Here is a 22,053-nt window from a genome sequence, read left to right as displayed (position 1 = left end):
GGCGCACGCGCAGATGCGCGGAACCGTCACACACTTGCCGGCGGCCGACACGAACCAGAGTGTGAACGCGAACGACCGAGCGATCACCGCGCTGGTCATGCTCGCACACGGACTCGTCCACACCTACGAGATGGCGGTCCCGATATTCGTCGTCATCTGGCTCACCGAGTTCGACCTCATCAACCTCGGCATCGCCCAGTTCGACGTGACGACGGCGACCGTGGGCGTCATCGTAACGCTGGGCTATGGCCTGTTCGGGGCCGGCGCGCTCCCGGGCGGTATCGTCGTCGACCGTATCGGCTCCCGCCGGCTCATCACGGGCTGTCTGCTCGGTATGGGGGGCTCGTACATCCTACTCGGACTGGCCCCGAGTATGGTCGTTATCGCGCTGGCGCTGGTCCTCTGGGGCCTCTCGGCCAGCGTCTACCATCCAGCGGGGCTCTCGCTCATCAGCAAAGGCGTCGAACAGCGCGGAACCGGGCTGGCCTACCACGGCGTCGCCGGGAACCTCGGTATCGGCCTCGGCCCGCTCGTCGCCGCGATTCTTCTGCTGGTCGCCGAGTGGCGGACGGTCGCGCTCGTCCTTGGCGTTCCCGCGTTGCTCGCCGCCGTCTACGCCTCGCGAGCGAGTTTCGACGAGACGGCGGCGGTGACGGCCGCAACTGACGGCGGGTCGAAAGCCAGCAGCGGTATCGACTCGCTCGGGGAGTTCCTCACGGAGAGCAAGCACCTGCTGACAGGGAGCTTCCTGCTCGTGTTCGTCGTCGTCATGTGCTCGGGGCTGTACTACCGCGGCGTCCTCACCTTCCTCCCGGAACTCCTGCGGGACCTGCCGGGCTTCGAACCGATCCCGATAGAGACGCTGTTGCCGCCCGGCGTCCTGTCGGCGCTCGGTATCGAGGCCGGAACGGGCCAGACGCTCAAGCCACAGGACTACTTCTACGCCGGCCTGTTGCTCATCGGCGTGTTCGGCCAGTACGCCGGCGGGAAACTGAGCGACCGAATTCCCGTCGAGTACGGTATCGCCGGCTCGTTCCTGGTGCTTGCCCTCCTTGCAGTGCTGTTCGTTCCGGTGTCTGCCATGGGATTCGGTCCGTTAGCGGTGCTTGGTGCGCTTCTGGGCGTCGCCCTCTTCGTCGTTCAGCCGATGTATCAGGCCGCAGTCGCGGAGTACACGCCCGCCGGCACGCGCGGACTCTCGTACGGCTACACGTATCTGGGCGTGTTCGGCGTCGGCGCGCTCGGCGGCGGGCTGGCCGGGTCGATTCTGGCCGTTGCGAACGCGACGGCGCTGTTCGGGACGCTCGCCGGCATCGCCCTTGTCGCCGTCCTCGCGGGAACCGCCCTCGCGCGGCGTTCGTGACTGCCTGAGACCGGGGACAGGCCGTCGCATCGCTTGCTATTTCTGTCTGTGCGATGTACCTGCCTCTCAGATGGACGCCGCAGTCATCGTCCCGGCCTACAACGAGGCGGAGTCGCTGGCCCGCTGTCTGGCTCCCTTCGAGTCACAGCCCGTGGAACTGGTCGTCGTGGTCGGCGGCGACGACGGCACAGAACAGGTGGCCCGTGACACGCCCTTCGTCGATACTGTCGTTCGGTGCGACGAGGGCGGGGCGGGAATTGCCCGAAACCGCGGAGCGGCGGCCGCGACAGCGCCGATTCTGCTGTTTACCGACGCCGATACAGTCGTCCCCGAGGACTGGGTCCGCCTGCATCTCAGGCACTACACCGACGACGAGGTGGTCGGCGTCGGCGGCCCCGCACGCCCGCTCGAAGACAGCCTCAAACACCGCGTGCTGTTCAAACTGCTGTCGGACTACTGGTATCGCGTCTCGTGGCCGCTGGGCTTCGTCCAGCAACCGGGCTTCAACTGTAGCTTCCGGGCCGACGCCTTCGAGGCCGCGGGCGGCTTCGACGAGGACATCCCGTTCATGGAGGACACGGAGCTCTCCTTGCGGATGAAAGAGTACGGCCGAATCGTCTACGACGCCGACTCCTGTGTCGCTACGTCGGCCCGCAGAGAGGCCGACGAGGGATATCTCTCGCTGTTTGCGAAGTACGTCCGCGGGTACGCGAACCACTACATCCTCCGTCGGGAGTTCGATGCCGACTACTTCTGAGAAGGGTAGCCTTTTCAACGCACACCCCGGAGCAGTGACACGATGAGTAGCTGGCGGTCACTGTCCCGACGTGCTGTCGAACAGGTACGGTCGGATTTCCGGGACGACCCCTATCTCCGCTACGTGCTCCTGCTGTCGACTGTTATGGTCGGGTTCTGGTTCTGGCACCGCATCCCAAACTTCGCGACCCGTGACGAGTACAGCCGTCTGCTCGACGCGATGGTCGTCTACGGCTCGCTCCTCGAAGAACCGAGTTTCGAGGGGCTCAAAGCCGGCGTCGAGTGGGGCCGGGCCCCCTTCGGCGCGACGCTGTACCTCTATGCGCTGGCTATCCTCCCCGTCGTGCTCGTCGCCGCCATCACCGGCGACCTGGGCGCATTCACCACGATTGCCTTCCCTAGCTGGGAGTTCGGCCACTACGAAGTCTGGGCCGCCACGCCCGAGTGGATATGGACATGGAGTCTGGTCTTCATCCGACTAACCAACGTCGTTGCCGCACTCTGTGCCGTCTACCTCACGTACCGCCTCGGCGTTGCAATCGAGGGCCGCAACGCCGGCCGGCTGTCGGCCGTCGTGCTCTCGCTGACCTTCGGCTTCCTCACCATCTCGAAGGAGGCCGGCGAGGACATGCCGGCGCTCGCGTTCGTCCTGCTGGCGCTGTACCTGCTGGTCCGCTACGTCCAGACGGACGACGGGACGCTGTTTCTGGCGGCGAGCGCGGCCGGCGGCGTCGCCATCGCGTTCAAGCTGACGGCCGCGCCGGTCATCCTCCTCATCGGCGTCGCCTTCTTGTTGCGTGCCCATGCCGCCGACGCACCGCTGATGCAGACGCTGTACCGGCCGAAGCTCCTGCTGAGTGGCGCACTGCTCGGGTTCGTCATGATCATACTCGGGTTCCCGACCGCGCTCGTGGCGGGGGCCGAACCGTTCATCGAGCGGGTGTTCGGCGGCTCGACCTCGCGGATGAGCCATCCGACGGGCCCCGACGCCCCGATGTGGTGGTGGTTCCTCCGTGGCTACTTCAGCGCGCTGGGACTGCCGCTGGTTGCCGCGGCCGCGGCCAGCGTCGTGGCGACCGTCGCCACGTTGCGCGACCGCGGTTCCGCCTTCCACGGCACCGTCCTCGTTCTGACGGGACTGGTGGCCTACATCGCGATGTTCTCCCAGTGGCACGATTTCCGCGTGCACCACCTCCTGCCGACGTTCCCGCTCATCGCCTTACTCGTCGGGGGCCGACTGGTGCAACTCCGCGAGCGCTCGTCGTCTCTGGCTCGGCCGGTGATGGCCGTCCTGCTGGTGACGACGGCCGTCTACGCCGGCATCGGGACGGCCCAATTCGCGTCGATGCCCCGAGACGAGGCGACGGCGTGGCTCGAAGACAACAGCGACGAGGGCGACGTGGTGGAGACGTATCGCGTCCACATCCAAGACACTGCCATCCCGCACTCGCTGACCGCCCGACACGTCGCCGGCCAGGACTCGGAGGCGGAGGAGGCGATGGCGTGTCCGCGATACATTCAGGTCGGATATCGGGACCTGCTGTATCTCAAGGAGGACACCTACTACCGGAACGGCGACGCACAGGCGACCTACCTCCGGGCCCTCCTGAACGAGGAGTACAACTACAGGATAGCCGCCGAGTTCGGGGAACGGCCGCCGAACTTCGTGCCACAGCGACCGACTCCCGGCTCGTTCACCGACCTGCTCCGACTCGGCGTCGTCCCGCACACGGACCAGTTCGCCGACGAGCAGGAACTCGCGGCGAACCAGTACACTCTCATTCTGGAACGTGACGGCGAGTGCGACACGAGCCGGCATCCGCCGTTCTGAGCCGTTTTCTCGACTTCCCGCTCCGTTTTCCGCCGACTACTCCGTCGTCAATGACGTAACATCGAGTCGAACGGAGGGATACCAGCCCGCGAGCGAGGGTAGGTAAATACTGAGGAACCGGTCGACGAAGATGATGGGGATGATGACCTCCGCCGGAATGCCCAGCGCGACGAACACCGCCGTCGCCGTCGCCTCGGTGATGCCGATGCCGCCGGGCGTCAGCGGCAGGAGCGTCACGGTGTATGCGACCAGGAGATACAGCGGCAACGCGACCAGCGGTTCGAACGCGACGCCGAAACTCCCCAGCAGCAGGCCGACGCGGACGCCGGGCGCGAGCACGAGGTCGACGGCCCAGCCGACCGCGTAGCGGAGCCACACTGCCGGCTCGCTCGCGAGCGACCGAAACGTCGTGGTCGAACTGTCAGTAAATTCGAGCAGGCCGTCGAGCCGCGCCGCGAGTCCCTCACCGACGCGTGGAACCCGGACCGCGACTCCCGACAGCCAGCCGATGAGCCGATCCAGATAGGAGAGATTGAGGCCGCCAAACAGTATCGCGAGGCCGGCCGCGAAGTAGAGACTTGTCGCAAGCGCCAATAGCAAAATTAGTTCGAGCCGGAGCAGTGGAATCGCCAAAATAAGGCCTGCAGTCGCCGCGACACCGTAGTAGATCGCGAAGATGCTTGTGTGAAGCGCCGACGCCGCGGCGGCGTCGCTGTAGGCCATTCCGGTCTGGCTCCGGAGGACGAACGGCGCGGCCAGCCGTCCCGAGAGCCGCGAGGGGAGCAACTGATTGACGAAGTTCACGATGAGCGTCGTCCCGGCGGCTGTCCGGAATTGAACCGGTGCGAGCGGGGTGATCACCGCGTACCACGAGTAGACCCGGCCACAGATGCCGAGGACGCTGATAGCAAGGATAGCGAGGACCGTCTCGCTATCGACACCGGCGAGCAGGTCGACCGCGCTGGCGATGTCGAACTGGGTGAGCAGCCACGCCAGCGCAACGACGGCGAGACCGTACTGGGCGACCGTGACCCCCAGATCACGAGCCCGGCTCGTCACGGCGTCTCGCCCCTGTGTAGCCGTGTCGCGACCGTTTCGCCATCCGCCAGCACCGCCCGCGCGGTCGTGAACTCGAAGTCCTGCTGCAATATCCGCTCGACGGCCCGTCGCATCCAGTCGCCGGTCCTGACGTACACCCGTGTCGGCACTCCCTCGACAGCCGGCAGGTCCACCAGTTCCCACGGGTGGACGTACAGCATCGGCGTGATGCCCCGGCGGGCCAGCAGCTTCATGCCCAGAACCGTGTACCGCGGGCCGAAAAACCGGAGCCAGGTCCCGGTGAGGGGCAACTGCAGGCCGGGCATGACGCTCGCCGGGAACTCCGTAATGGTGTCCGGCGCGTTCGGACGGACCGCCGTCGCTGGAACCGGCTCGTGGACGTCGTACTCGCCGCCGTACCACCCCGGAATCGACCGGCTCGAGACGACGCTCGAGTCGTACGTGTACCCAGTGTCGGAAAGCAGGTCGAAGTGGTCGTCAGTGATGTCGAAGGCGGGCGCACGGAACCCGGAGACCTGCTCGTTGGTGACCTGCTCCAGCACGTCCTTCGACTGGCTCAGTTCCGCTCGTCTCCCGTCGCTGTCGAGGTCCGAAAGCAACTGGTGGGTGTGCGTGTGCGAGGCGATTTCCAGACCCGCGTCAGCGAGCGCCTGCACGGCGTCGGGGTGGGACTGGGCGACTGACGACACCACGAACGCGGTCGCAGTCGCGTCGTACTCCGCGAGCATCTCCCTGAAAAACCGGCCGCCGTCGAGGCCGACGCCGTCGCGGTCAGTCGTCCCCGACGCGCTCCGGTAGGCCGGTGTCTGGGTGAACAGTTCGAAATCTATCGACAGCACCGCGCGATTACTCATCCTGCTTGTCCTCGGTCTGTAGCTGGTGTTCCTCCAGTTCGCTCCGGAGGAGGCTCAGCTCCTCGTTCAGCCGCGACAGCCGGTCGTACATATGTCCGATGCGGTTGAGCAGGTACGTCACTGCCACGAACAGCGTCAGGTTCGAGATGACGAGGATAGCTCGGGCTTTCAGTTCCAGCCCCAGCAGCCGCGCCACGACCTCGAACACGTTGGGGACGATGGCGACGACGATGAGCCCCGCGCCGAGCAACAGCGACATCACGAACAGCTCTAGCGATTCGCGTTCGCTTCTGACGATGATGTACCCGTTCGCGAGGAAGGCCAGCCCGACGACCAGCGACAGGAGGTTGACCAGTGAGTAGTCGAATCCAAAGACCATGATTAGCGAAAGAGGAGGACGCGAAACACCGTGTCAGTCATGCGTAGCGGGTAGAGCACGAGCGTGTCGAGGCTGAACTGCGACTCGCCCTCGTCCCGGATCGGCATCTCTATCGATACCTCTTCGATTCGGTGGCCGCGTTGGGCCGCATCGAGCGTCTGTTCGACCGCCCAGTGGTTGTCCGAGCGGTGGAGGATGTCCTGTAGCGCCGACACGCGGTAGACGCGGAAGCCGCTCGTCACATCGGTGATGTCGATGCCGCCGAGCTTCCGGACGACGGTCGTGAAGAAGGTGATTCCCAGCCGCCTGATGAGCGGGTAGTCGTCGATGCTCTCGTTCAGATAGCGGCTGCCGATGACCATGTCCGCGTCCTCGGCGTGGGAAAGTAGGGTCGGAATCTTCGCCGGGTCGTGCTGGCCGTCCGCGTCGACCTGCACGACGAAGTCGTACCCGTGGCGGATCGCGTACTGGTAGCCCGTCCTGACGGCTCCGCCGACACCGGTGTTAAAGACGTGTGTGACGACGTGTGCGCCGTGCTCGCGAGCGATGGCCGCGGTGTCGTCCGACGACCCGTCGTCGACGACGACCACCTCGTCGACGTAGCGGCTCGTTCCGTCGATCACCGACCCGATGGTGGACGACTCGTTGTACGCGGGGATGACGGCGACTGTTCGCACTGGTGGAAACGCCGCTAGCAGCGAACTTAGAATTGTCGTTCTATGGAATGGTCCTATTCTGGTCTGTGAGCCCGCACTCGACCCGGCAGCATAGTTCATTCCCCGAGGGGGCTCGTAATCGACATAAGTCATGATGAATAGGGCAAGAATGAAAACACACCGCGCGGTACGTACTGGCATGAGTGTCGAGCAGGAGCAGACGGAACGGACCATCAGGTGTCTGGTGGCGAAAGTCGGACTCGACGGGCACGACCGGGGCGCACACGTCATCGCGCGGGCGCTCCGTGACGCCGGCTTCGAAGTGATCTACTCGGGGCTACACCGAGCACCCGACGAAGTCGTGCAGGCCGCCGTACAGGAGGACGTGGACGTCGTCGGTATCTCCATCCTCTCCGGGGCGCACAACACGCTCGTCCCGAAGATTCTCGACGGGCTGAAGGAGTACGACGCGTTCGACGACCGCCTCATCCTCGTCGGCGGCATCGTTCCGGACGACGACCAGGAGGAACTCCGCGGGCAGGGCGTCGACGAGATCTTCGGCCCGGGCGCGTCGATGGAGGAGATGATCGACTACATCCACGAGAACGCGCCCGAGCGATGAGCGACCTCGTCGCTGACCTGCTCGCGGGCAAGCACAGCGCCCTCGCCAGAGTCATCACACAGATAGAGAACCGCTCGCCGGGGTATCGGGAGATCATCTCCGACCTTCACCAGCACACCGGAACAGCCGACGTTATCGGCGTCACGGGCAGCCCCGGTGCGGGCAAGTCCACGCTGGTCGACAAGGTGGCGGCGACCTACCGCGAGCAGGGCCAGACCGTCGGCGTCATCGCTATCGACCCGTCCTCGCCGTTTTCGGGGGGCGCAGTGCTCGGCGACCGGATACGGATGGCCTCGAACGCGGGCGATATGGACATGTTCTTCCGGTCGATGTCTGCCCGCGGCTCGCTGGGCGGGCTGTCGACGGCGACGACCGACGCCGTGACCGCGCTTGACGCGTTCGGCAAGGACAAGATCATCGTCGAGACGGTCGGCGCTGGCCAGAACGAGGTCGACATCGTCCGCACCGCCGACACCGTCGCCGTACTGGTCCCGCCGGGGAGCGGCGACGACGTACAGATGCTCAAAGCCGGTATCCTCGAAATCGGCGACGTGTTCGTGGTCAACAAGGCCGACCTCGACGGAGCCGACCGGACGGTCCAGCAACTCCGGGAGATGCTGCAGGGGCGGAGCGGACGGCCGGACTCCGGCCATCACGGCCCGACCGAACTCGCCCCCGAACACGGCGACGCGTCCGACGACGACCTCGATGAGGAGGAAGACGAGTCGGAGACGTGGAATCCACCCATCGTTGAGACGGTTGCGAATCGGGGCGACGGCGTCGAGGACTTCCTGGACGCGCTGGCCAACCACGGGGAATATCTGGACCGAACCGGCCGCCGAGAGGGGCAGGCGCGGGAGCGCTTCGCCGCCGAGATTCGAACCCTCCTTCGGGAGGACGCCAACGAACTACTGGTCGACGAACTCGACCGCCGCGGCGGTATCGAGCACTACGTCGACGCCGTCATCGAGCGCGACACCGACCCGTACACCGTCGTCGACGAGGTCCTCGCGCCGCTCCGTGCGTGTCTCGACGAGCGCCGCGACGAGAGCTAACTTCGGAACTGTCGCGTTTGCGGAACCATGTTTGCCCGGGCCGATAGCGACAGTTATCTGACGTTCTTCCAGCATGTATAACACACTCCGGGCCCCAAGATGTCAGTATGAGACTCCGCAAGGCGCTCGGGGCGGTCGTTGGTGCGGTCGGCGCGACAGCCGCTGCCAACCGCGTACTGCAGTCGCGGGCCGGCGCGTTCGAACCGATGCTCGACGGGGAACAGGGGACGTACCGCTGGCGCGGGTTCGATATCGCGTACACCGAGGCCGGCGACCCGTCGGACCCGGACCTCGTGTTGTGCCACGGCATCAACGCCGCTGCCAGCAATCACGAGTTCCACACGGTGTTCGACACGCTGGCCGAGGACTACCACGTCATCGCCCCGGACCTGCCGGGATTCGGGCACACCGACCGGCCGCCGTTGCTGTACTCGGCCTCGCTGTACACGGCGTTCGTACGAGATTTCATTGAGGACACCACCACGGACGCGACCGTCGTCGCGTCGTCGCTGACCGGGGCCTACGCCGCCAGCGCGGCACAGGAAGTCGACGTCAAGGAACTCATCCTCATCTGCCCGACAGACAGTTCGATGGGGAGTCGCAACGTCGGACTCCGCTCGCTGCTCCGCGCGCCGGTCATCGGCGAGGCCATCTACAACCTTACCGTCTCGAAACCCTCCATCCGGCACTTCCACGCCGACCACGGCTACTACGACATGGACAATCTCACCGAGGACGTCGTCGACTACGAGTGGCAGAGCGGCCACCAGCCCGGCGCGCGGTTCGCGCCGGCGTCGTTCGTCTCCGGCTTCCTCGACCCGGAGGACGACCTCGGTGAAACACTGGCCAGCCTCGACGTGCCCGTGACGCTGGTGTGGGGTGAGGACGCCGACATCACGCCGCTGTCGAAGGGTCGCGACCTGGCCGAACAGGCGGACGCGATGCTCGTCGTGTTCGGTGACTCGCTGCTCCTGCCCCACGTCGAACACCCCGGTGAGTTCGTCGACGTGGTCCGCGACAGAGTGACTTCGGTAACGGTCGAGAACTGAGTGTTAGCGCGGCCGGAACACGACGGCTCTGTCGCCGGTCGTCACGCGCTCGCCGACGTCGATCCCGACCACGTCGCCGATGGCAACATCGTCCGGGTCCACGTCGCGGACGAGTCCCGTGACCGACACCGGTCCGAAGTCGGCGATGGCGGTGACGTAGGGCGCGTCGTCCTCGAACTGCGGCGTCGGGACGGTAATCGTCGTGTGGCTCGCGATTTCGCCGGATTCTGGCAGATCGACTGCCGAGAGGTCCTGGTCGTGACAGCGCGGGCACACCCGCCGGGGCGGCAGCCAGCCGTGGCCGTTCGAACATTCGAGGTAGTAGCCGTCGTCCGATTCGATGCTGTCGAGCCAGTCGTCGTACTCGCCGTCTCGTGCGGATTCAGTCATTCTTGCACCTCCATGACGTGGACGGTCGTAGACGCCACTGTGCCGCCCGCGTTGTGCGCGACGCCGACGGTGCTGTCCGGGACGGCGTCGGCCCGCGGGTGCGACCCGTCGAGGAGCCAGGCAACGGTCGCCAGTTGGGCGACACCGGTCGCGCCGACCGGGTGGCCCTTGGCTTTCAGCCCGCCCGAGAGATTTATCGGGAGGTCGCCGTCACGGGTCGTCTCCCCGTTGCGCGCCGCGGCGATGCCCTCACCGCGCTCGTAGAAGCCCAGCGATTCGATTGCCAGCACTTCCGCGATAGTGAAACAGTCGTGGACTTCGGCGAAGTCGACGTCGTCTGGACCGACGCCGGCGTCCTCATAGGCCTCTTCGGCGGCCTTGTCGGCGGCGGGCGTCTGTGCCAGGTGCGGGCGGTCCTGTAGCGCGAGATTGTCGCCACCCTGCCCGGTCCCCGTGATGGCGACTGGGGCGTCCAGGTCGTGTTCCTCGGCATAGGACTCCGTCGTCAGAACGGCAGCCGCTGCGCCGTCAGTAATCGGACAGGAGTCATACAGGCCTAGCGGGTCCGCAATCGTCGGGGCCTCCATCGCGTCCTCGACCGTGATTTCCTGCTGAATCTGGGCGTGTTCGTTGACCAGCGCGTGCTCGTGGTTCTTGACGGCGACGTGAGCGAGGTCCTCGTGGGAGCCGCCGTACTGGTCGAAGTACGACCGGGCCATCAGCGCGTACGCCCCGGGGAAGGTCATCCCGGCGCGGACCTCGTAGAGGTCGTCGGCGGCGATAGCGAGCGCGTCCGTCGCCGCCGCCGTCCCGATATTGGTCATCCGTTCCGCGCCGCCGACGACGACGACCTCCGCTTCGCCGTTCCGGATCGTCTTGACGGCTTCACGAACGGCCGTGCCGGCAGATGCACAGGCCGCTTCGACGCGGGTCGCCGGAACGTCCAGGCCAATGGCCTCGGCCATAAGCGGGCCCTGATGGCCCTGGTGTTCCGCGAGCTCTCCCATGAAGTTGCCGTAATAGAGGGCTTCAGCGTCCGCTGGGTCGATTCCGGATTGCGATAGCGCTTCGAGTCCGGCCTCGGCGAACAGGTCTCGGCCGGTTCGCTCGGGGTGTTTCCCGAAATGTGTCACGCTGGCCCCGGCGATACGTGGGTCTGACATTATCTCCCAGTGTGCGCTGACGGCTTAAATGCCTACTGCTCGGATGCTTAATTAGCGCATATTCGGGGCCATAAACGCCTAAAAACGGGGTATGGGTTCTTTATCGAGGTTATCTCCCACGAGGGGTCTATCGCCCAGAAAGGAACTATCTCCGCTTCAGTTCACGATCTCGGCGATACGCTGGGGTTCTCCCGACAGCGCGGGTTCCGGCTCGACCATCTGCAGCACTTCGTGATCGGTCACGTCGGGATACGACTTCTGGATGGCGTCCTCGATGAGGGCCTTTTCGAGGCGGAACTCCGTCCCCTCGTAGACGACGTCTACGCCCTGTTCGTCGAACGACAGTACAGTCATGCCGCGAATTACGCACGGCACGAATAAAAGGATAGTCTCTCGCGCGGCCACACTGATTCAGGTGCTTCGACGGCCGCTCGACGTAACACGCGCTCCGGTCAGTCCGTCAGGATTGTTACGAGTCGCCGTCGCTGCCGACTCGGATGACCTGCAGCAGGGAGTACACCGGGACGCCGCGGATGTCGCCGACGCCGCGCTTGTCAGCCAGCACGACGCAGGCCACGGGGTTGCCGCCCTGTTCGTGGATCGCGTCGATGGTTTCGCCCATCGTCTTGCCGCTGGTGATGGTGTCGTCGACGACGTAGCAGTCGCGGTCCCGGATCTGCGCGAAGTTCCGGGAGAACGAACCGTCGGTTGTCTCGCTCTCGTCGTCGTCCCACTGGTGTTTGGTCGGGGCGTACGTCCCGAGGTCGGTTTCCAGCTCCCGTGCAACGGTCGTCGCAAGCGGTGCGCCGGCCTTCTCGATGCCGATGGTGAGGTCCACGTCGTCGCCTTTCTTCGAGAGCAGGTCCGCCATCGCTGCCCCCGCGTGGTATAGCCGGTTGCTGTCCCGCCCGACGGCGGACCAGTCGACGTGGATATCGTGGGGACCGCCGTCGTCGCTCGTTTCCGGTTCCGTGCCGGTGCCGCTGCGTTCGACAAGCCAACTCGCCGTCTCGCGGGAGACGTTGAGCTCGTCAGCGATCTCGCCCTTAGAGAGGCCACGCTGTGCCAGGTCGGACGCGCTGTCGACGAGGTCGTCGATATTCTTCATACCACCATCTCCGTGTGCGAGGATTTAATAGGCAGTGTTCTTCACTTACCGAAAATTTATTTACAACACCAGTTGTATATTTCTACCGGCTGGGTTTCACTCCCCCTGCCGTCCGGGATCAGGTGGGACCACCGTTGGGTCACCAATGCTCCCCACCATTCCGACCCGGCCGACGTCAACCGTCTCACGGAGCATGGTTGTCCGCGGGACCGCACGCACCAGCGGTCAGGCGGGACTCTCCCGCCGTTCCCGTCCATCGTCTCTCCGAACAGAACCCGGCTAGCGACTCGAATCCCGGACCAGACACCGATTCGGCCGTTCCGTGTAACCCGGTTCAGTTGTCGCTCAGTTCAAAGGTGTAGAGTCGCTGCTCGCAGGTCGGACAGACGAGCGTCTCGTCGGGGTTCTGATGGGGACCCAGATGGCCGCCACAGCACGACACCGACGACGACTCGACCAGTTCGGCGTCACAGACCGGACACCTGTCGAGAAACATCCGGAAGGCTTCCGCGCCAGCGACTCTGAGCCGCTCGTCGTCGAGACGCTCGCCGAGGACCTCGTACGCCGCGAGCTCGGCGACGACGACCGGTCGGGGAAGGAGCTGCTTGTGGTCGGAGCCGAGTGCGACCCACTCCGCGTCGTCGGCGTACGGTTCTGTGTAGTCGACTCGCGGGAGCGACGCCTGCAGCGCCGTCGAAAGCGAATCGAGCGAGCGGTCGGCCAGTTCGTCCATTCGCTCGTGCCATGCCGTGTCGATGGCCGTCGCGAGAAACAGCCGCTCCCCTTCGACTTCGATAATGCCGGCCGCCGATAGCTCCCGGAGGACGGTTTCCCCGTCCATCTCCACGCCGTCGGCCAGTGATTCGCTTTCCCGGCGAGTCGGGTCTTCCCGAGATGTGTCTCCGTGTGGTCGGCCCCCGTGGAACCACTCGTCCGGGACCGGTGACGCCGCCACCAGCCGCGGGGCAAATTCGGGCGTGTACGGAACCAGATACCCCCGAAGGTAGACCACCGCGACGCCGACAACGGCGACCAGCAGGCTCGCCCGCGGGCGGTTGCGTGCGCGAAGGAACATGACACTGATTCCAACGAGCCCCAGATTCAGGACAGTACACGGCCAGCATCTGTTCTCTCCGGTGTACGACTCGTCGCTGAGGGTTCTGAATGGGTCCATCGGATCTGTTTCCTGCGGTGCGGACTCCCGGCTCATGTTCGGACAACGGTATGCAGTCCCAAAATTCTTTAACAACAGCTGTGGTATGAAGTGTCATGAGTGAGTCGCCGGTGACATACACCACGCTCGGGTCGACAGGGCTCGACGTGTCCGAACTCTGTCTCGGAACGATGAACTTCGGGAGCGCGGAGCCCTGGATGCTAAACGACGAGGCCGAGAGCCGCCGGATACTCGAACGGGCGCTTGATCTGGGTATCAACTTCTTCGATACGGCCAACGCCTACTCGAACGGCGAGAGCGAGCGGATTCTGGGCGACGCCGTCGACTCCGCCCGCCGCGGCGAACTGGTGCTTGCTTCGAAGGTGTACTTCGATATGCACGACGGGCCGAACGGGGGCGGGCTCTCGAAGAAACACATCATCGACCAGTGTCACGCGACGCTGGACCGCCTCGGTGTCGACTATCTCGACCTCTATCAGATCCACCGGTGGGACGACGACACGCCCATCGAGGAGACGCTGGACGCGCTGACGTATCTCGTCGACGAGGGGCTGGTCCGCTATATTGGCGCGAGCACGATGGCCAACTGGCGGTTCCAGAAGGCGCTGTACACGGCTGACATCGAGGGGTACGAGCGCTTCGTCTCGATGCAACCGGAGTACAACGCCGTCGACCGCCACGAGGAGGCGAACCTCCTGCCGGTGTGTGAGACGGAGGGGGTCGGCGTCATCCCGTGGTCGCCGCTGGCCGGTGGCTTCCTCGCCGGGAAGTACGAACGCGACGAGGACCTCTCCGAGGGCCGAGCAAGCACGGATGAGTACACGGCAAACCGATTCAGCGACGAGAACTGGGCGGTCCTCGACGAGGTGCGGGCGATTGCCGACGCGAAGGGCGCGACGCCGGCACAGGTCAGCCTGGCGTGGCTCTGCCATCAGGACGTCGTCGACGCGCCGATTATCGGCCCGCGGACCATGGGCCATCTGGAGGAGAACGTCGAGGCACTCGACATCGAGTTAACTGACGAGGAGTGCGCCCGAATCGAAGCCCCGAAACAGCCACAGTGGCCGGTCGAGGGCAAGGACTGACCTGTGGACCTCGATAGATAACCATGCACGTTAACTGCGTACTCAGTTTCCCTGTACACACATGGACGACAGCGAACTAACCGATGTCCTCGAAGATGCCGGTCTCTCCCCGTATCAGGCGGAGGCCTACGTGGCGTTGCTGGGGCTGGGGACCGCATCGGCGACCGACATCGCTGACTCCTGTGACGTTCCGGACCCGCGGATCTACGACGTGCTCCGGGACCTGGAGACGAAGGGGTATATCGAGACGTTCCAGCAGGATAGCTTGACCGCCCGCGCCCGCAACCCCGATGTGGTCCTCGAAGATCTGCGGTCCCGGTCGAGCAAGTACCTCGACGCGGCAGAGACGATCGAGGAACGCTGGAACCAGCCCGAGATATCCGACCACGAGGTCAGTATCGTCAAGCGGTTCGAAACGGTCGTCAGCCGAGCCCGGGAGCTCATCGAAACGGCCGAAAACCAGATTCAGGTCGGCGTCGATCCGGAGCAGTTCTACGCGGTTCGTGAGGAACTCATTGCCGCCCACGACCGCGGCGTGAACATCAAACTCAGCATCTGTACGGGTCCTGGCGAGGAAGTACCGCCGCTTTCCGACATCGAAGGGACCTGTACGGAGGCTCGAAACCGTGAGATTCCAGCCCCGTTTTTCGTGCTGGTCGACCGGACCTGGACGTGTTTTGCGCCCCATCACGACTCAGTCAACGAGTACGGCGTCCTCGTCAAGGACCGCACCCACACCTACATCTTCCACTGGTTCTTCCTGACCTGTCTCTGGGAAATCTGGGACACGCTGTACACCGAACGGACGCCGGAAACGCCGACGACGTACGTCGACCTCCGTCACGCGGTCCGGGATATCGAACCGCTGTTGAACGAGGACGCGACTATCGAGGCTGTCATCCAGGGGTACGACACGGAAACGAAAGAGTCGGTCGAGCTGACAGGGCGCGTCACCGACATCGACTACACCGGGAGTAGTATCGGTCGCAAGGACCCCGTCCCACTGGCACAACTGGCCGGTCGAATCAGTGCGACGCTGGTCACCGACGACGGGACGTACGAAGTCGGTGGCTGGGGGGCCGTCATCGAGGAAATCGAAGCGACCGAGGTCACGATTACGAACGTCCATTACGAGTAACGAGCCGCTGTTTTCGCAGGCCGGTAAACTCTCCCTCAGTTTGCGCGTTTGAGCTCCGCTGTGTGGCAAACAGCTGTTTGACCTATCCGCACGTATATATACTGAAAGATTTATACGGTATTCAACAGTCAATAATATATCACGACTGGGGGCCGAGGCCGACAATTAACAACACCTGTGGTTAATTATGGACAACCTTTAAGGTGTGTCCGGGATAGCTCAGAATAGATATGTCGGACAATGGCACAAGCGGCGAGCGGAACTCGACAGGCGTCTCCCGGCGACGGTTCGTCCGTGCCGCCGGAGCAGCAGGTGTTGTCGGTGGACTGGCAGGCTGTGCTGACTTCGTCGGCGGCGGCGACGGTGGCGACGGCGGTAGCGGTGACGGGAGTGACGGTGGTTCGACTGGCGATGGCAGCAGCGGTGAGACGACGACGGTCCAGTGGGGTTTCGACCCGGTGGCCGTCCAGAACAACGGCGACGCAATCAAGCAGGCACTGCACGACAACGGCCTGTCGGACGACATCGAGATAGAGTTCGTCCCGCGTGACCAGGACACCGGTGCGGCCCGGTCGAACTACAACCGACTGCTCTCGGCCGGCGAGACGAACCCGGACATGTTCCTGATGGACAACGGCTGGACGAACATCTTCATCCAGCGGGGTCAGCTCCAGAACCTCTCGCAGACGCTGCCGGAGGAACTCCTCTCGGACGTGTCGGACAACTACTTCTCGGCGTTCACGGACACGGCCCGGAATCCAAGCACAGGTGACCTGTTCGGCGTCCCGGTGTTCCCGGACTTCCCGACGATGCAGTACCGCAAGGACCTCGTCGAAGAAGCCGGCTACAGCCCCGAAGAGAACAACTGGGCGACCGAGCCGATGACGTGGGAAGAGTGGTCGAACATCGCCGCGGACACCTACGACAATGCCGATGTCGAGTACGGGTTTACCACCCAGTGGGACATCTACGAGGGTACCTCCTGCTGTACGTTCAACGAGGTCATGTCCTCGTGGGGCGGCGCGTACTTCGGCGGCCGCGACAACCTCTTCGGGCCGATCGGCGAGCGGCCGATCACGGTCAACAACGAAGAGGTCATCAACTCCCTCAACATGATGCGGAAGTTCGTCCACGACGAGGAGTTCGACGGGCAGTTCGAGGGGTACGGCGGCGGCTTCACCCCGACCGAAATCCTCGGCTGGAAGGAGGAAGACGCTCGCGCGCCGTTCGTCAACGGCAACGCCGTCTTCCACCGGAACTGGCCCTACTCGCTGGCGCTCGGCGGCCGCAACCCGGAGGAGACCGAGGACCCGGCGCTCGGCGAGAACCTCGGCGCGATGCCGATTCCGTACGCCGTTCCCGAGGGCGAGGCCGCACAGCCCGGTACGGGCGGTACCACGGCCGCCCTCGGTGGCTGGCACATGACGGTCAACCCCAACAGCGAGGACTTAGACGCCGTGACACAGGTCATTCGCGCCGCCATGGAGCCGGACTTCCAGCTCACGCTGCTGTCCGTCCAGGGCTGGCTGCCGCCGCGGCCCGAACTGTTCAACTCCAGCGAGGCCCAGAACGTGCCCGTCGTTGGCCGGTACATGGACACGCTGCAGGTCGCTGGTAACAACACGATGCCGCGCCCGGTGACGGCTGTCTGGAGCGACCAGTCAAGCAAGATCGCACAGCAAACGAACCGCGCAGTCGGTCAGGAGGCCTCTTCGGCCGACGCGATGGCGACGCTAGAGTCCGCACTGGAAGAGACCGAGCAGACCTGAAGCCACGGGCAACCGTTACAAAACTACCCCTGTGATTATTTACCATGACACATTCAAACGACGGACGGAGGTAACCGAATGAGCACAGAAACCGGCCGTGAATCCAGACGTTCGGGGGCACTCGTCAGCGTGATGCGCTGGATGGAGAACCTCAGCGACACGCAGTACGCGTATCTGTTGTTGGTTCCCGTGTTCGTACTTCTGGGTATCGTCGCGCTGTACCCGCTGTTGCGGACCTTCGAGCTGTCGCTGTTCGCGCTCTCGGCGGACTTTTCGAGCACGACTTTCGTCGGCGCTGGGAACTACGTCGAGCTGTTCACCGGCGAGAAGAACCGGTACCTGCCCGGCGGAACGACGTTCCTTCCCGAAGGGCTTGGCATGAGTGCACTGCTGAACAGCGCACTGGTCGTCACGATAATCTTCGCCGTCGTGAGTGTACTGTTCGAGACGCTCATCGGCCTCGGACAGGCGCTCATCCTCGACCAAGACTTCTACGGTCGGCGGTGGATTCGCGCGGCTATCATCATCCCGTGGGCCGTCCCAATCGTCATTCAGGGGATGATCTTCTTCCTGATGTTCAACTCGAACGTCGGGTTCCTGACGCCACCGCTTGCTGACCTCGGACTGCTCGCGCCGACGAACACGCTCAACGACACGGCAAGTGCGACGTTTATCATCATCGTCGCCGACATCTGGAAGACGTCGGCGTTCATGGCCCTGCTCATTCTGGCAGGGCTGCAGAGCATCGACCGGGGCCTGTACGACGTGGCGAAGGTCGCCGGCGCGACGAAGTGGCAGCAGTTCAAGCTCATCACGTTCCCGCTCATTCTACCGACTATCGGCGTCGCCGTGCTGTTCCGGTCCGTGCAGGCGATGCGGGTGTACGGGATCATCGACACGGTGTCGAGCTGTACCGTCGTGCCGTCGCTGTCGTGTATGGTCGTCGCGACGTTCACCACCCGTGAGGGGACGTCCGCGGCCATCGCGTTCGTGACGGCCGCCATCATCGGGACGGTCGTAATGGGACTCATCGTCTGGCAAGGGGAGGACGCGATCTAACATGGCGACGCCAACCGACACCCAGGAGCAGTCGAGCGACGGACCGCTACAGCGCTGGACCCAGAGCGCCATCCAGGACCCGGAAAAAGTGTACCGGGCGCTGTTCTACGCGGCGATGGTGTTTTTCCTGGTGACGACGCTGTTCCCATTCTACTGGCTCATCGTGCTGGCGGTGACCCCCGAAGGGAACCTGCTCTCGGGCAGTTTCCTCCCGACAGTAAACCTCTTCGGCGTCAGCGGGACGTTCCCACTACCGGTTCCGAAGGGCTTCAACCCGGGCGCGTTCGTCACCGTCTTCGAACAGGTGCCGTTCCACCTGTACATGCTGAACAGCTTCGCGCTGGCGGTCACGACGACGGTCATCGTGCTGTTCGTCGCCAGCCTCGCCGGCTACGTGTTCGGCCGACTTCGGTTCCCCGGCCGCGCACTGCTGATGCTCGGTATTCTGGCGATCAGCTACTTCCCGCCGGCCGCGTTCGTCATCCCGCTGTTTCAGGCGTTCGCCGGCAACGCCCCGATTACAGTGCCGTTCACGTCCATCCCGCTGTTTACCCCGCCACGGATGCTGAACACCCCGGGATCGATGGTGCTGCCGTTCAGTGCGCTGTTCATGCCGCTGTCTATCTTCATCCTGACGACGTTCTACGGCCAGATTCCCGACGGGCTGGAGGACGCCGCACGGGTCGAAGGAACGACGCGACTGGGCGCGCTGTTCCGGGTCATCATGCCGCTGTCTGCGCCGGGCGTGGCGACGGCGGCCGTGCTGACGTTCATCGCCGTCTACAACGAGTACTTCTTCAGCTCGATCATGGCGACCTCGCCGGAGGCGGCCAAGTGGTCGCCTATCGTCGGCGGGATTCTCAGCTACCAGACCCAGTACACCACGCAGTTCAACCTCATGGCGGCCGCGAGTATCGTCGGGGTCCTCCCCGTCGTCATCCTCGTGATTGTCGCACAGGAACGCATCGTCAGCGGACTGACCTCAGGCGCACTCAAGGAGTAACACAATGGCAAGAGTACGACTCGAACACGTAACGAAGCGCTACGACGACCAGGGTGACGTGGTCACCGCGGTCGACGACATGAACCTCGACATCGACCACGGCGAGTTCATCTGTTTCGTCGGCCCGTCCGGCTGCGGGAAGTCGACGACGATGGAGACCATCGCCGGGCTCACCATCCCGACCGAGGGTGAGATATACATCGGCGACCGCGAGGTGACGAACCTCCCGCCGAAGGACCGCGGCATCGCGATGGTGTTCCAGAACATCGCGCTGTTCCCGCACATGGACGTGTACGACAACATCTCCTTCGGCCTACGGCTCCGGGACTACCCGCAAGACGAGATCGACCGCCGGGTCGAGCGGGCCGCGGATATCGTCCAGCTAGAGGGGATGCTCAACCGGATGCCCGAGGAGATGTCCGGTGGACAGCGCCAGCGCGTCGCTATCGCCCGCGCTATCGTGCGCGAGCCCGACGTGTTCCTGATGGACGAGCCGCTGGCGAACCTCGACGCGAAGCTCAAGGTCCATATGCGGACGGAGCTTCAGCGCCTGCACAAGGAACTGGACACGACCATCATCTACGTGACTCACGACCAGGAGGAGGCGATGACACTGTCCGACCGCATCGCCGTCCTCGATTCGGGACAGCTCCAGCAGATCGACCCGCCGCTGACCTGTTACAACGAGCCGGACAACCTCTTCGTCGCCGGGTTCATCGGCTCGCCGTCGATGAACTTCGTCGAGGGGACAGTCACCGAGACCACACTTGAGACGCCGAACTTCTCCCTCGAATTCAATCCGTCGTCCATCGAAGGCGTCGGAGTGGGTGACGACGTGACACTCGGCATCCGCCCGGAGGACATCTACCCGGGCGAACTCAAGTCAGAGGTCCCCGACCCGTCGGGAATGATTACGGCGACGACCGACATTCTCGAACCGATGGGCGACGAGATATTCGCCTACCTGCTGCTGGGCGACGGCGAAACGTCGATGTCTCAGGAACTGGCGACGAACGACCAGTTGCTGATGAGCATCGACCCTGACTCGGACCTCGAAGAAGACGATGAGATCGGGGTCGTCATCGACCGGCGGAACGTCCACCTGTTCGACTCGGCCACCGGCGACGCGATCGTCCACGACCTCATCCCGTACGAGGCCGAAGGCACTGCATCCAGTAGCGAAGTAGAGTCAGACGACTGAAATGAGTAGCCACCTCGCGATGCTGTACTGGAGCGGGATGCTCGTGTTGTTTTTCTTCTGGGCCTACGGTATCGTGTCGTTCATTCTGGACCTGAAGAACAAAATCGTCCCCGGCATCATCCAGTATCGGCGCGGTCGACGCCGTGAGAAGGCAAAGCAGGAACAGGAAGAGGAACGCGAAGAGCGTGAAAAGCAGTTGTATTAACCCGACACCGGGTGCAGCTTTCGAGACACATGACTGAGACCGTTCGGATAGGCATCATCGGACTGGGGAACATCGCGGACATCCACTGTACCAACCTCCGACAGCTCGACCAGCCGGTCTCGATAGCGGCGGGCGTCGACGTCGACGCCGATGCGCGCCGCCGGTTCGCTGAGACGTACGACGCGGCGGTGTACGAGGAAGCCGCGGCGATGTTCGAGACGGTGGATGCCGTGCTGGTGACGACGCCGAACAAGTTTCACGAACAGTACGTCGTCACAGCCCTTGAGGCAGGGCTCGACGTGCTCGTCGAGAAGCCGCTGGCCCACACGCTCGAAAGCGCCGAGCGGATCGCCGCGGCCGCCGAAGCGGCCGACGGGTTCTGCATGGTCGGCTTCCACAAGCGGTTCGCCGATCCAGTTCAGACGCTTGTGGGCTACCGCGACGCGGGCGATATGGGCGAGGTGTCTCATATCGAAGCGAACTACATCAGGCGTCGCGGCGTCCCCGGCCGGGGGTCGTGGTTCACGCGCAGCGACGTGGCTGGTGGCGGGTCGCTCATCGATATCGGCGCACACGCCATCGACTTGGCACTGCACGTCGCCGACCACCCGGAGGTCGTCGAGGTGTCGGGCGACACCCGCGCTCAGTTCGGCGTCGACGAGGAGTACGCGTACGTCGAGATGTGGGGCGAGGACCACGGTGCAGCCGAGTTCAGCGTCGACGATTCCGCGAGTGCCTTCATTCGCTGTGGGGACGGGACGACGATCTCTCTGGAGGTCGCGTGGGCGACGAACCGGCCGGACAGCCAGGAGTACTACGTCCGCGGGACCGGGGCGGGCGCGAAACTCGACCTCGCAGACCAGTCGCTGACGCTGTTCGAAACCGCCGACACCGGCCGGATGCACCACCGGACGACCGATATCGAGACGCAACGGTCGGACCCACAGCGACGGGAACAGGCGCGGTTCGTCTCCGCAGTCAGAGACGGGACGCCGCCGTCGACGAACACCGTTGAACAGGCGCTTCGCGTCCAGCGTGTGATGGACGGAATCTACCGCTCCAGCGAGACTGGCACGGCCGTCAGTGTCGGTGAGGCAGAACCCTGAAGAAAGACTTAATCCCCAGTGTTCTCAC

The 22,053-nt window shown here is 64.2% G+C and carries 23 protein-coding genes; 14 read left to right on the top strand and 9 right to left on the bottom strand.

The window, feature by feature from the left end; translation table 11 throughout:
* Window positions 1-13: 13 nt before the first annotated feature.
* The 3 genes from VI340_RS07090 (at window position 14) to VI340_RS07080 (ending at window position 3,950) form a co-directional block, all read left to right on the top strand.
* Window positions 14-1,363, top strand: a complete 1,350-nt coding sequence (locus VI340_RS07090) for an MFS transporter (protein ID WP_336330409.1) — start codon at window positions 14-16, stop codon at window positions 1,361-1,363.
* A 70-nt stretch (window positions 1,364-1,433) separates the two neighbouring features.
* Window positions 1,434-2,120, top strand: coding sequence for a glycosyltransferase (locus VI340_RS07085; protein ID WP_008309091.1), 687 nt, complete (start codon window positions 1,434-1,436; stop codon window positions 2,118-2,120).
* A 42-nt stretch (window positions 2,121-2,162) separates the two neighbouring features.
* Window positions 2,163-3,950, top strand: coding sequence for an ArnT family glycosyltransferase (locus tag VI340_RS07080; RefSeq protein ID WP_336358077.1), 1,788 nt, complete (start codon window positions 2,163-2,165; stop codon window positions 3,948-3,950).
* A 36-nt stretch (window positions 3,951-3,986) separates the two neighbouring features.
* On the opposite strand, the gene VI340_RS07075 is transcribed toward VI340_RS07080, so the two are convergent.
* The 4 genes from VI340_RS07075 to VI340_RS07060 are packed head-to-tail and all read right to left on the bottom strand — an operon-like array spanning window position 3,987 to window position 6,919.
* On the bottom strand, window positions 3,987-5,009 hold the full coding sequence (locus tag VI340_RS07075; RefSeq protein WP_336358076.1) for a lysylphosphatidylglycerol synthase transmembrane domain-containing protein: 1,023 nt from the start codon (window positions 5,007-5,009) through the stop codon (window positions 3,987-3,989).
* Complete coding sequence (locus tag VI340_RS07070) at window positions 5,006-5,863, bottom strand: polysaccharide deacetylase family protein (protein ID WP_336358075.1); 858 nt, start codon at window positions 5,861-5,863, stop codon at window positions 5,006-5,008. Before VI340_RS07070 ends, VI340_RS07075 begins: the two co-directional genes overlap by 4 nt.
* Complete coding sequence (locus VI340_RS07065; protein WP_008309101.1) at window positions 5,856-6,242, bottom strand: DUF2304 domain-containing protein; 387 nt, start codon at window positions 6,240-6,242, stop codon at window positions 5,856-5,858. The genes VI340_RS07070 and VI340_RS07065 overlap by 8 nt, the downstream gene beginning before the upstream one ends.
* 2 nt (window positions 6,243-6,244) lie before the next feature.
* Window positions 6,245-6,919, bottom strand: a complete 675-nt coding sequence (locus VI340_RS07060; protein WP_336358074.1) for a glycosyltransferase family 2 protein — start codon at window positions 6,917-6,919, stop codon at window positions 6,245-6,247.
* 178 nt (window positions 6,920-7,097) lie between these two features.
* Between VI340_RS07060 and VI340_RS07055 the strand changes: the two genes are divergently transcribed.
* The 3 genes from VI340_RS07055 (at window position 7,098) to VI340_RS07045 (ending at window position 9,624) form a co-directional block, all read left to right on the top strand.
* Window positions 7,098-7,520: a cobalamin B12-binding domain-containing protein gene (locus tag VI340_RS07055; protein ID WP_004592670.1), complete on the top strand. Its 423-nt coding sequence runs from the start codon at window positions 7,098-7,100 to the stop codon at window positions 7,518-7,520.
* Window positions 7,517-8,575, top strand: a complete 1,059-nt coding sequence (gene meaB, locus VI340_RS07050) for a methylmalonyl Co-A mutase-associated GTPase MeaB (RefSeq protein ID WP_008309103.1) — start codon at window positions 7,517-7,519, stop codon at window positions 8,573-8,575. The genes VI340_RS07055 and meaB overlap by 4 nt, the downstream gene beginning before the upstream one ends.
* A 107-nt stretch (window positions 8,576-8,682) precedes the next feature.
* Entirely contained in the window at window positions 8,683-9,624 is a 942-nt protein-coding gene (locus VI340_RS07045; protein ID WP_336330414.1) for an alpha/beta fold hydrolase, read from the top strand.
* A 3-nt stretch (window positions 9,625-9,627) separates the two neighbouring features.
* Here VI340_RS07045 and VI340_RS07040 read toward each other — a convergent pair whose 3' ends face one another.
* From VI340_RS07040 to VI340_RS07020, 5 genes are all read right to left on the bottom strand, one after another.
* Window positions 9,628-10,014, bottom strand: a complete 387-nt coding sequence (locus VI340_RS07040) for a Zn-ribbon domain-containing OB-fold protein (RefSeq protein WP_336358073.1) — start codon at window positions 10,012-10,014, stop codon at window positions 9,628-9,630.
* Entirely contained in the window at window positions 10,011-11,177 is a 1,167-nt protein-coding gene (locus tag VI340_RS07035) for a thiolase domain-containing protein (protein ID WP_336358072.1), read from the bottom strand. Before VI340_RS07035 ends, VI340_RS07040 begins: the two co-directional genes overlap by 4 nt.
* 156 nt (window positions 11,178-11,333) lie before the next feature.
* Window positions 11,334-11,531, bottom strand: a complete 198-nt coding sequence (locus VI340_RS07030; RefSeq protein ID WP_008309112.1) for a DUF5800 family protein — start codon at window positions 11,529-11,531, stop codon at window positions 11,334-11,336.
* Window positions 11,532-11,646: 115 nt separating this feature from the next.
* The gene (gene gfcR / locus VI340_RS07025) at window positions 11,647-12,285 is read right to left on the bottom strand and encodes a transcriptional regulator GfcR (protein ID WP_008309114.1); all 639 of its coding nucleotides are present in this window, start codon (window positions 12,283-12,285) and stop codon (window positions 11,647-11,649) included.
* 334 nt (window positions 12,286-12,619) lie between these two features.
* Entirely contained in the window at window positions 12,620-13,495 is an 876-nt protein-coding gene (locus VI340_RS07020) for a hypothetical protein (protein WP_336358071.1), read from the bottom strand.
* A 59-nt stretch (window positions 13,496-13,554) separates the two neighbouring features.
* Here VI340_RS07020 and VI340_RS07015 point away from each other — a divergent pair, with 59 nt between their 5' ends.
* From VI340_RS07015 to VI340_RS06980, 8 genes are all read left to right on the top strand, one after another.
* Window positions 13,555-14,544, top strand: a complete 990-nt coding sequence (locus VI340_RS07015) for an aldo/keto reductase (protein WP_336358070.1) — start codon at window positions 13,555-13,557, stop codon at window positions 14,542-14,544.
* Window positions 14,545-14,605: 61 nt separating this feature from the next.
* Window positions 14,606-15,682 carry a TrmB family transcriptional regulator gene (locus VI340_RS07010; RefSeq protein WP_008309120.1) on the top strand — a complete coding sequence of 359 codons (1,077 nt, stop codon included), beginning with the start codon at window positions 14,606-14,608 and terminating at the stop codon, window positions 15,680-15,682.
* 230 nt (window positions 15,683-15,912) lie between these two features.
* Window positions 15,913-17,451, top strand: a complete 1,539-nt coding sequence (locus VI340_RS07005; RefSeq protein WP_336358069.1) for an extracellular solute-binding protein — start codon at window positions 15,913-15,915, stop codon at window positions 17,449-17,451.
* Window positions 17,452-17,529: 78 nt separating this feature from the next.
* On the top strand, window positions 17,530-18,510 hold the full coding sequence (locus VI340_RS07000; RefSeq protein ID WP_008309124.1) for a carbohydrate ABC transporter permease: 981 nt from the start codon (window positions 17,530-17,532) through the stop codon (window positions 18,508-18,510).
* Between the two features lies 1 nt (window position 18,511).
* Window positions 18,512-19,513, top strand: a complete 1,002-nt coding sequence (locus VI340_RS06995) for a carbohydrate ABC transporter permease (RefSeq protein WP_008309125.1) — start codon at window positions 18,512-18,514, stop codon at window positions 19,511-19,513.
* Between the two features lie 4 nt (window positions 19,514-19,517).
* A complete protein-coding gene (locus VI340_RS06990) occupies window positions 19,518-20,714 on the top strand; it encodes an ABC transporter ATP-binding protein (protein WP_336358068.1) in 1,197 nt (398 codons plus the stop codon).
* 1 nt (window position 20,715) lies between these two features.
* Complete coding sequence (locus VI340_RS06985) at window positions 20,716-20,919, top strand: hypothetical protein (protein WP_014040380.1); 204 nt, start codon at window positions 20,716-20,718, stop codon at window positions 20,917-20,919.
* Window positions 20,920-20,948: 29 nt separating this feature from the next.
* Entirely contained in the window at window positions 20,949-22,025 is a 1,077-nt protein-coding gene (locus tag VI340_RS06980; protein WP_008309128.1) for a Gfo/Idh/MocA family protein, read from the top strand.
* Window positions 22,026-22,053 lie beyond the last annotated feature (28 nt).

It is taken from the genome of Haloarcula sp. CGMCC 1.6347, from assembly GCF_037078395.1.
Lineage (GTDB): Archaea > Halobacteriota > Halobacteria > Halobacteriales > Haloarculaceae > Haloarcula > Haloarcula amylolytica.
Note: the sequence above shows the minus strand (reverse complement) of the source record. Positions and strands in the feature narration are given on the sequence as shown.

What these genes read in the sequence shown, in the direction of transcription:
- VI340_RS07035 (WP_336358072.1), bottom strand. Translation starts at nt 11,177, where the DNA reads ATGTCAGACCCACGTATCGCCGGGGCCAGCGTGACACATTTCGGGAAA.
- VI340_RS06985 (WP_014040380.1), top strand. Translation starts at nt 20,716, where the DNA reads ATGAGTAGCCACCTCGCGATGCTGTACTGGAGCGGGATGCTCGTGTTG.
- VI340_RS07030 (WP_008309112.1), bottom strand. Translation starts at nt 11,531, where the DNA reads ATGACTGTACTGTCGTTCGACGAACAGGGCGTAGACGTCGTCTACGAG.
- VI340_RS07080 (WP_336358077.1), top strand. Translation starts at nt 2,163, where the DNA reads ATGAGTAGCTGGCGGTCACTGTCCCGACGTGCTGTCGAACAGGTACGG.
- VI340_RS07015 (WP_336358070.1), top strand. Translation starts at nt 13,555, where the DNA reads ATGAGTGAGTCGCCGGTGACATACACCACGCTCGGGTCGACAGGGCTC.
- VI340_RS07010 (WP_008309120.1), top strand. Translation starts at nt 14,606, where the DNA reads ATGGACGACAGCGAACTAACCGATGTCCTCGAAGATGCCGGTCTCTCC.
- VI340_RS06995 (WP_008309125.1), top strand. Translation starts at nt 18,512, where the DNA reads ATGGCGACGCCAACCGACACCCAGGAGCAGTCGAGCGACGGACCGCTA.
- VI340_RS07045 (WP_336330414.1), top strand. Translation starts at nt 8,683, where the DNA reads ATGAGACTCCGCAAGGCGCTCGGGGCGGTCGTTGGTGCGGTCGGCGCG.
- VI340_RS07020 (WP_336358071.1), bottom strand. Translation starts at nt 13,495, where the DNA reads ATGAGCCGGGAGTCCGCACCGCAGGAAACAGATCCGATGGACCCATTC.
- VI340_RS07040 (WP_336358073.1), bottom strand. Translation starts at nt 10,014, where the DNA reads ATGACTGAATCCGCACGAGACGGCGAGTACGACGACTGGCTCGACAGC.
- VI340_RS06990 (WP_336358068.1), top strand. Translation starts at nt 19,518, where the DNA reads ATGGCAAGAGTACGACTCGAACACGTAACGAAGCGCTACGACGACCAG.
- gfcR (WP_008309114.1), bottom strand. Translation starts at nt 12,285, where the DNA reads ATGAAGAATATCGACGACCTCGTCGACAGCGCGTCCGACCTGGCACAG.
- VI340_RS07090 (WP_336330409.1), top strand. Translation starts at nt 14, where the DNA reads ATGCGCGGAACCGTCACACACTTGCCGGCGGCCGACACGAACCAGAGT.
- VI340_RS07065 (WP_008309101.1), bottom strand. Translation starts at nt 6,242, where the DNA reads ATGGTCTTTGGATTCGACTACTCACTGGTCAACCTCCTGTCGCTGGTC.
- meaB (WP_008309103.1), top strand. Translation starts at nt 7,517, where the DNA reads ATGAGCGACCTCGTCGCTGACCTGCTCGCGGGCAAGCACAGCGCCCTC.
- VI340_RS07005 (WP_336358069.1), top strand. Translation starts at nt 15,913, where the DNA reads ATGTCGGACAATGGCACAAGCGGCGAGCGGAACTCGACAGGCGTCTCC.
- VI340_RS07085 (WP_008309091.1), top strand. Translation starts at nt 1,434, where the DNA reads ATGGACGCCGCAGTCATCGTCCCGGCCTACAACGAGGCGGAGTCGCTG.
- VI340_RS07000 (WP_008309124.1), top strand. Translation starts at nt 17,530, where the DNA reads ATGAGCACAGAAACCGGCCGTGAATCCAGACGTTCGGGGGCACTCGTC.
- VI340_RS06980 (WP_008309128.1), top strand. Translation starts at nt 20,949, where the DNA reads ATGACTGAGACCGTTCGGATAGGCATCATCGGACTGGGGAACATCGCG.
- VI340_RS07070 (WP_336358075.1), bottom strand. Translation starts at nt 5,863, where the DNA reads ATGAGTAATCGCGCGGTGCTGTCGATAGATTTCGAACTGTTCACCCAG.
- VI340_RS07055 (WP_004592670.1), top strand. Translation starts at nt 7,098, where the DNA reads ATGAGTGTCGAGCAGGAGCAGACGGAACGGACCATCAGGTGTCTGGTG.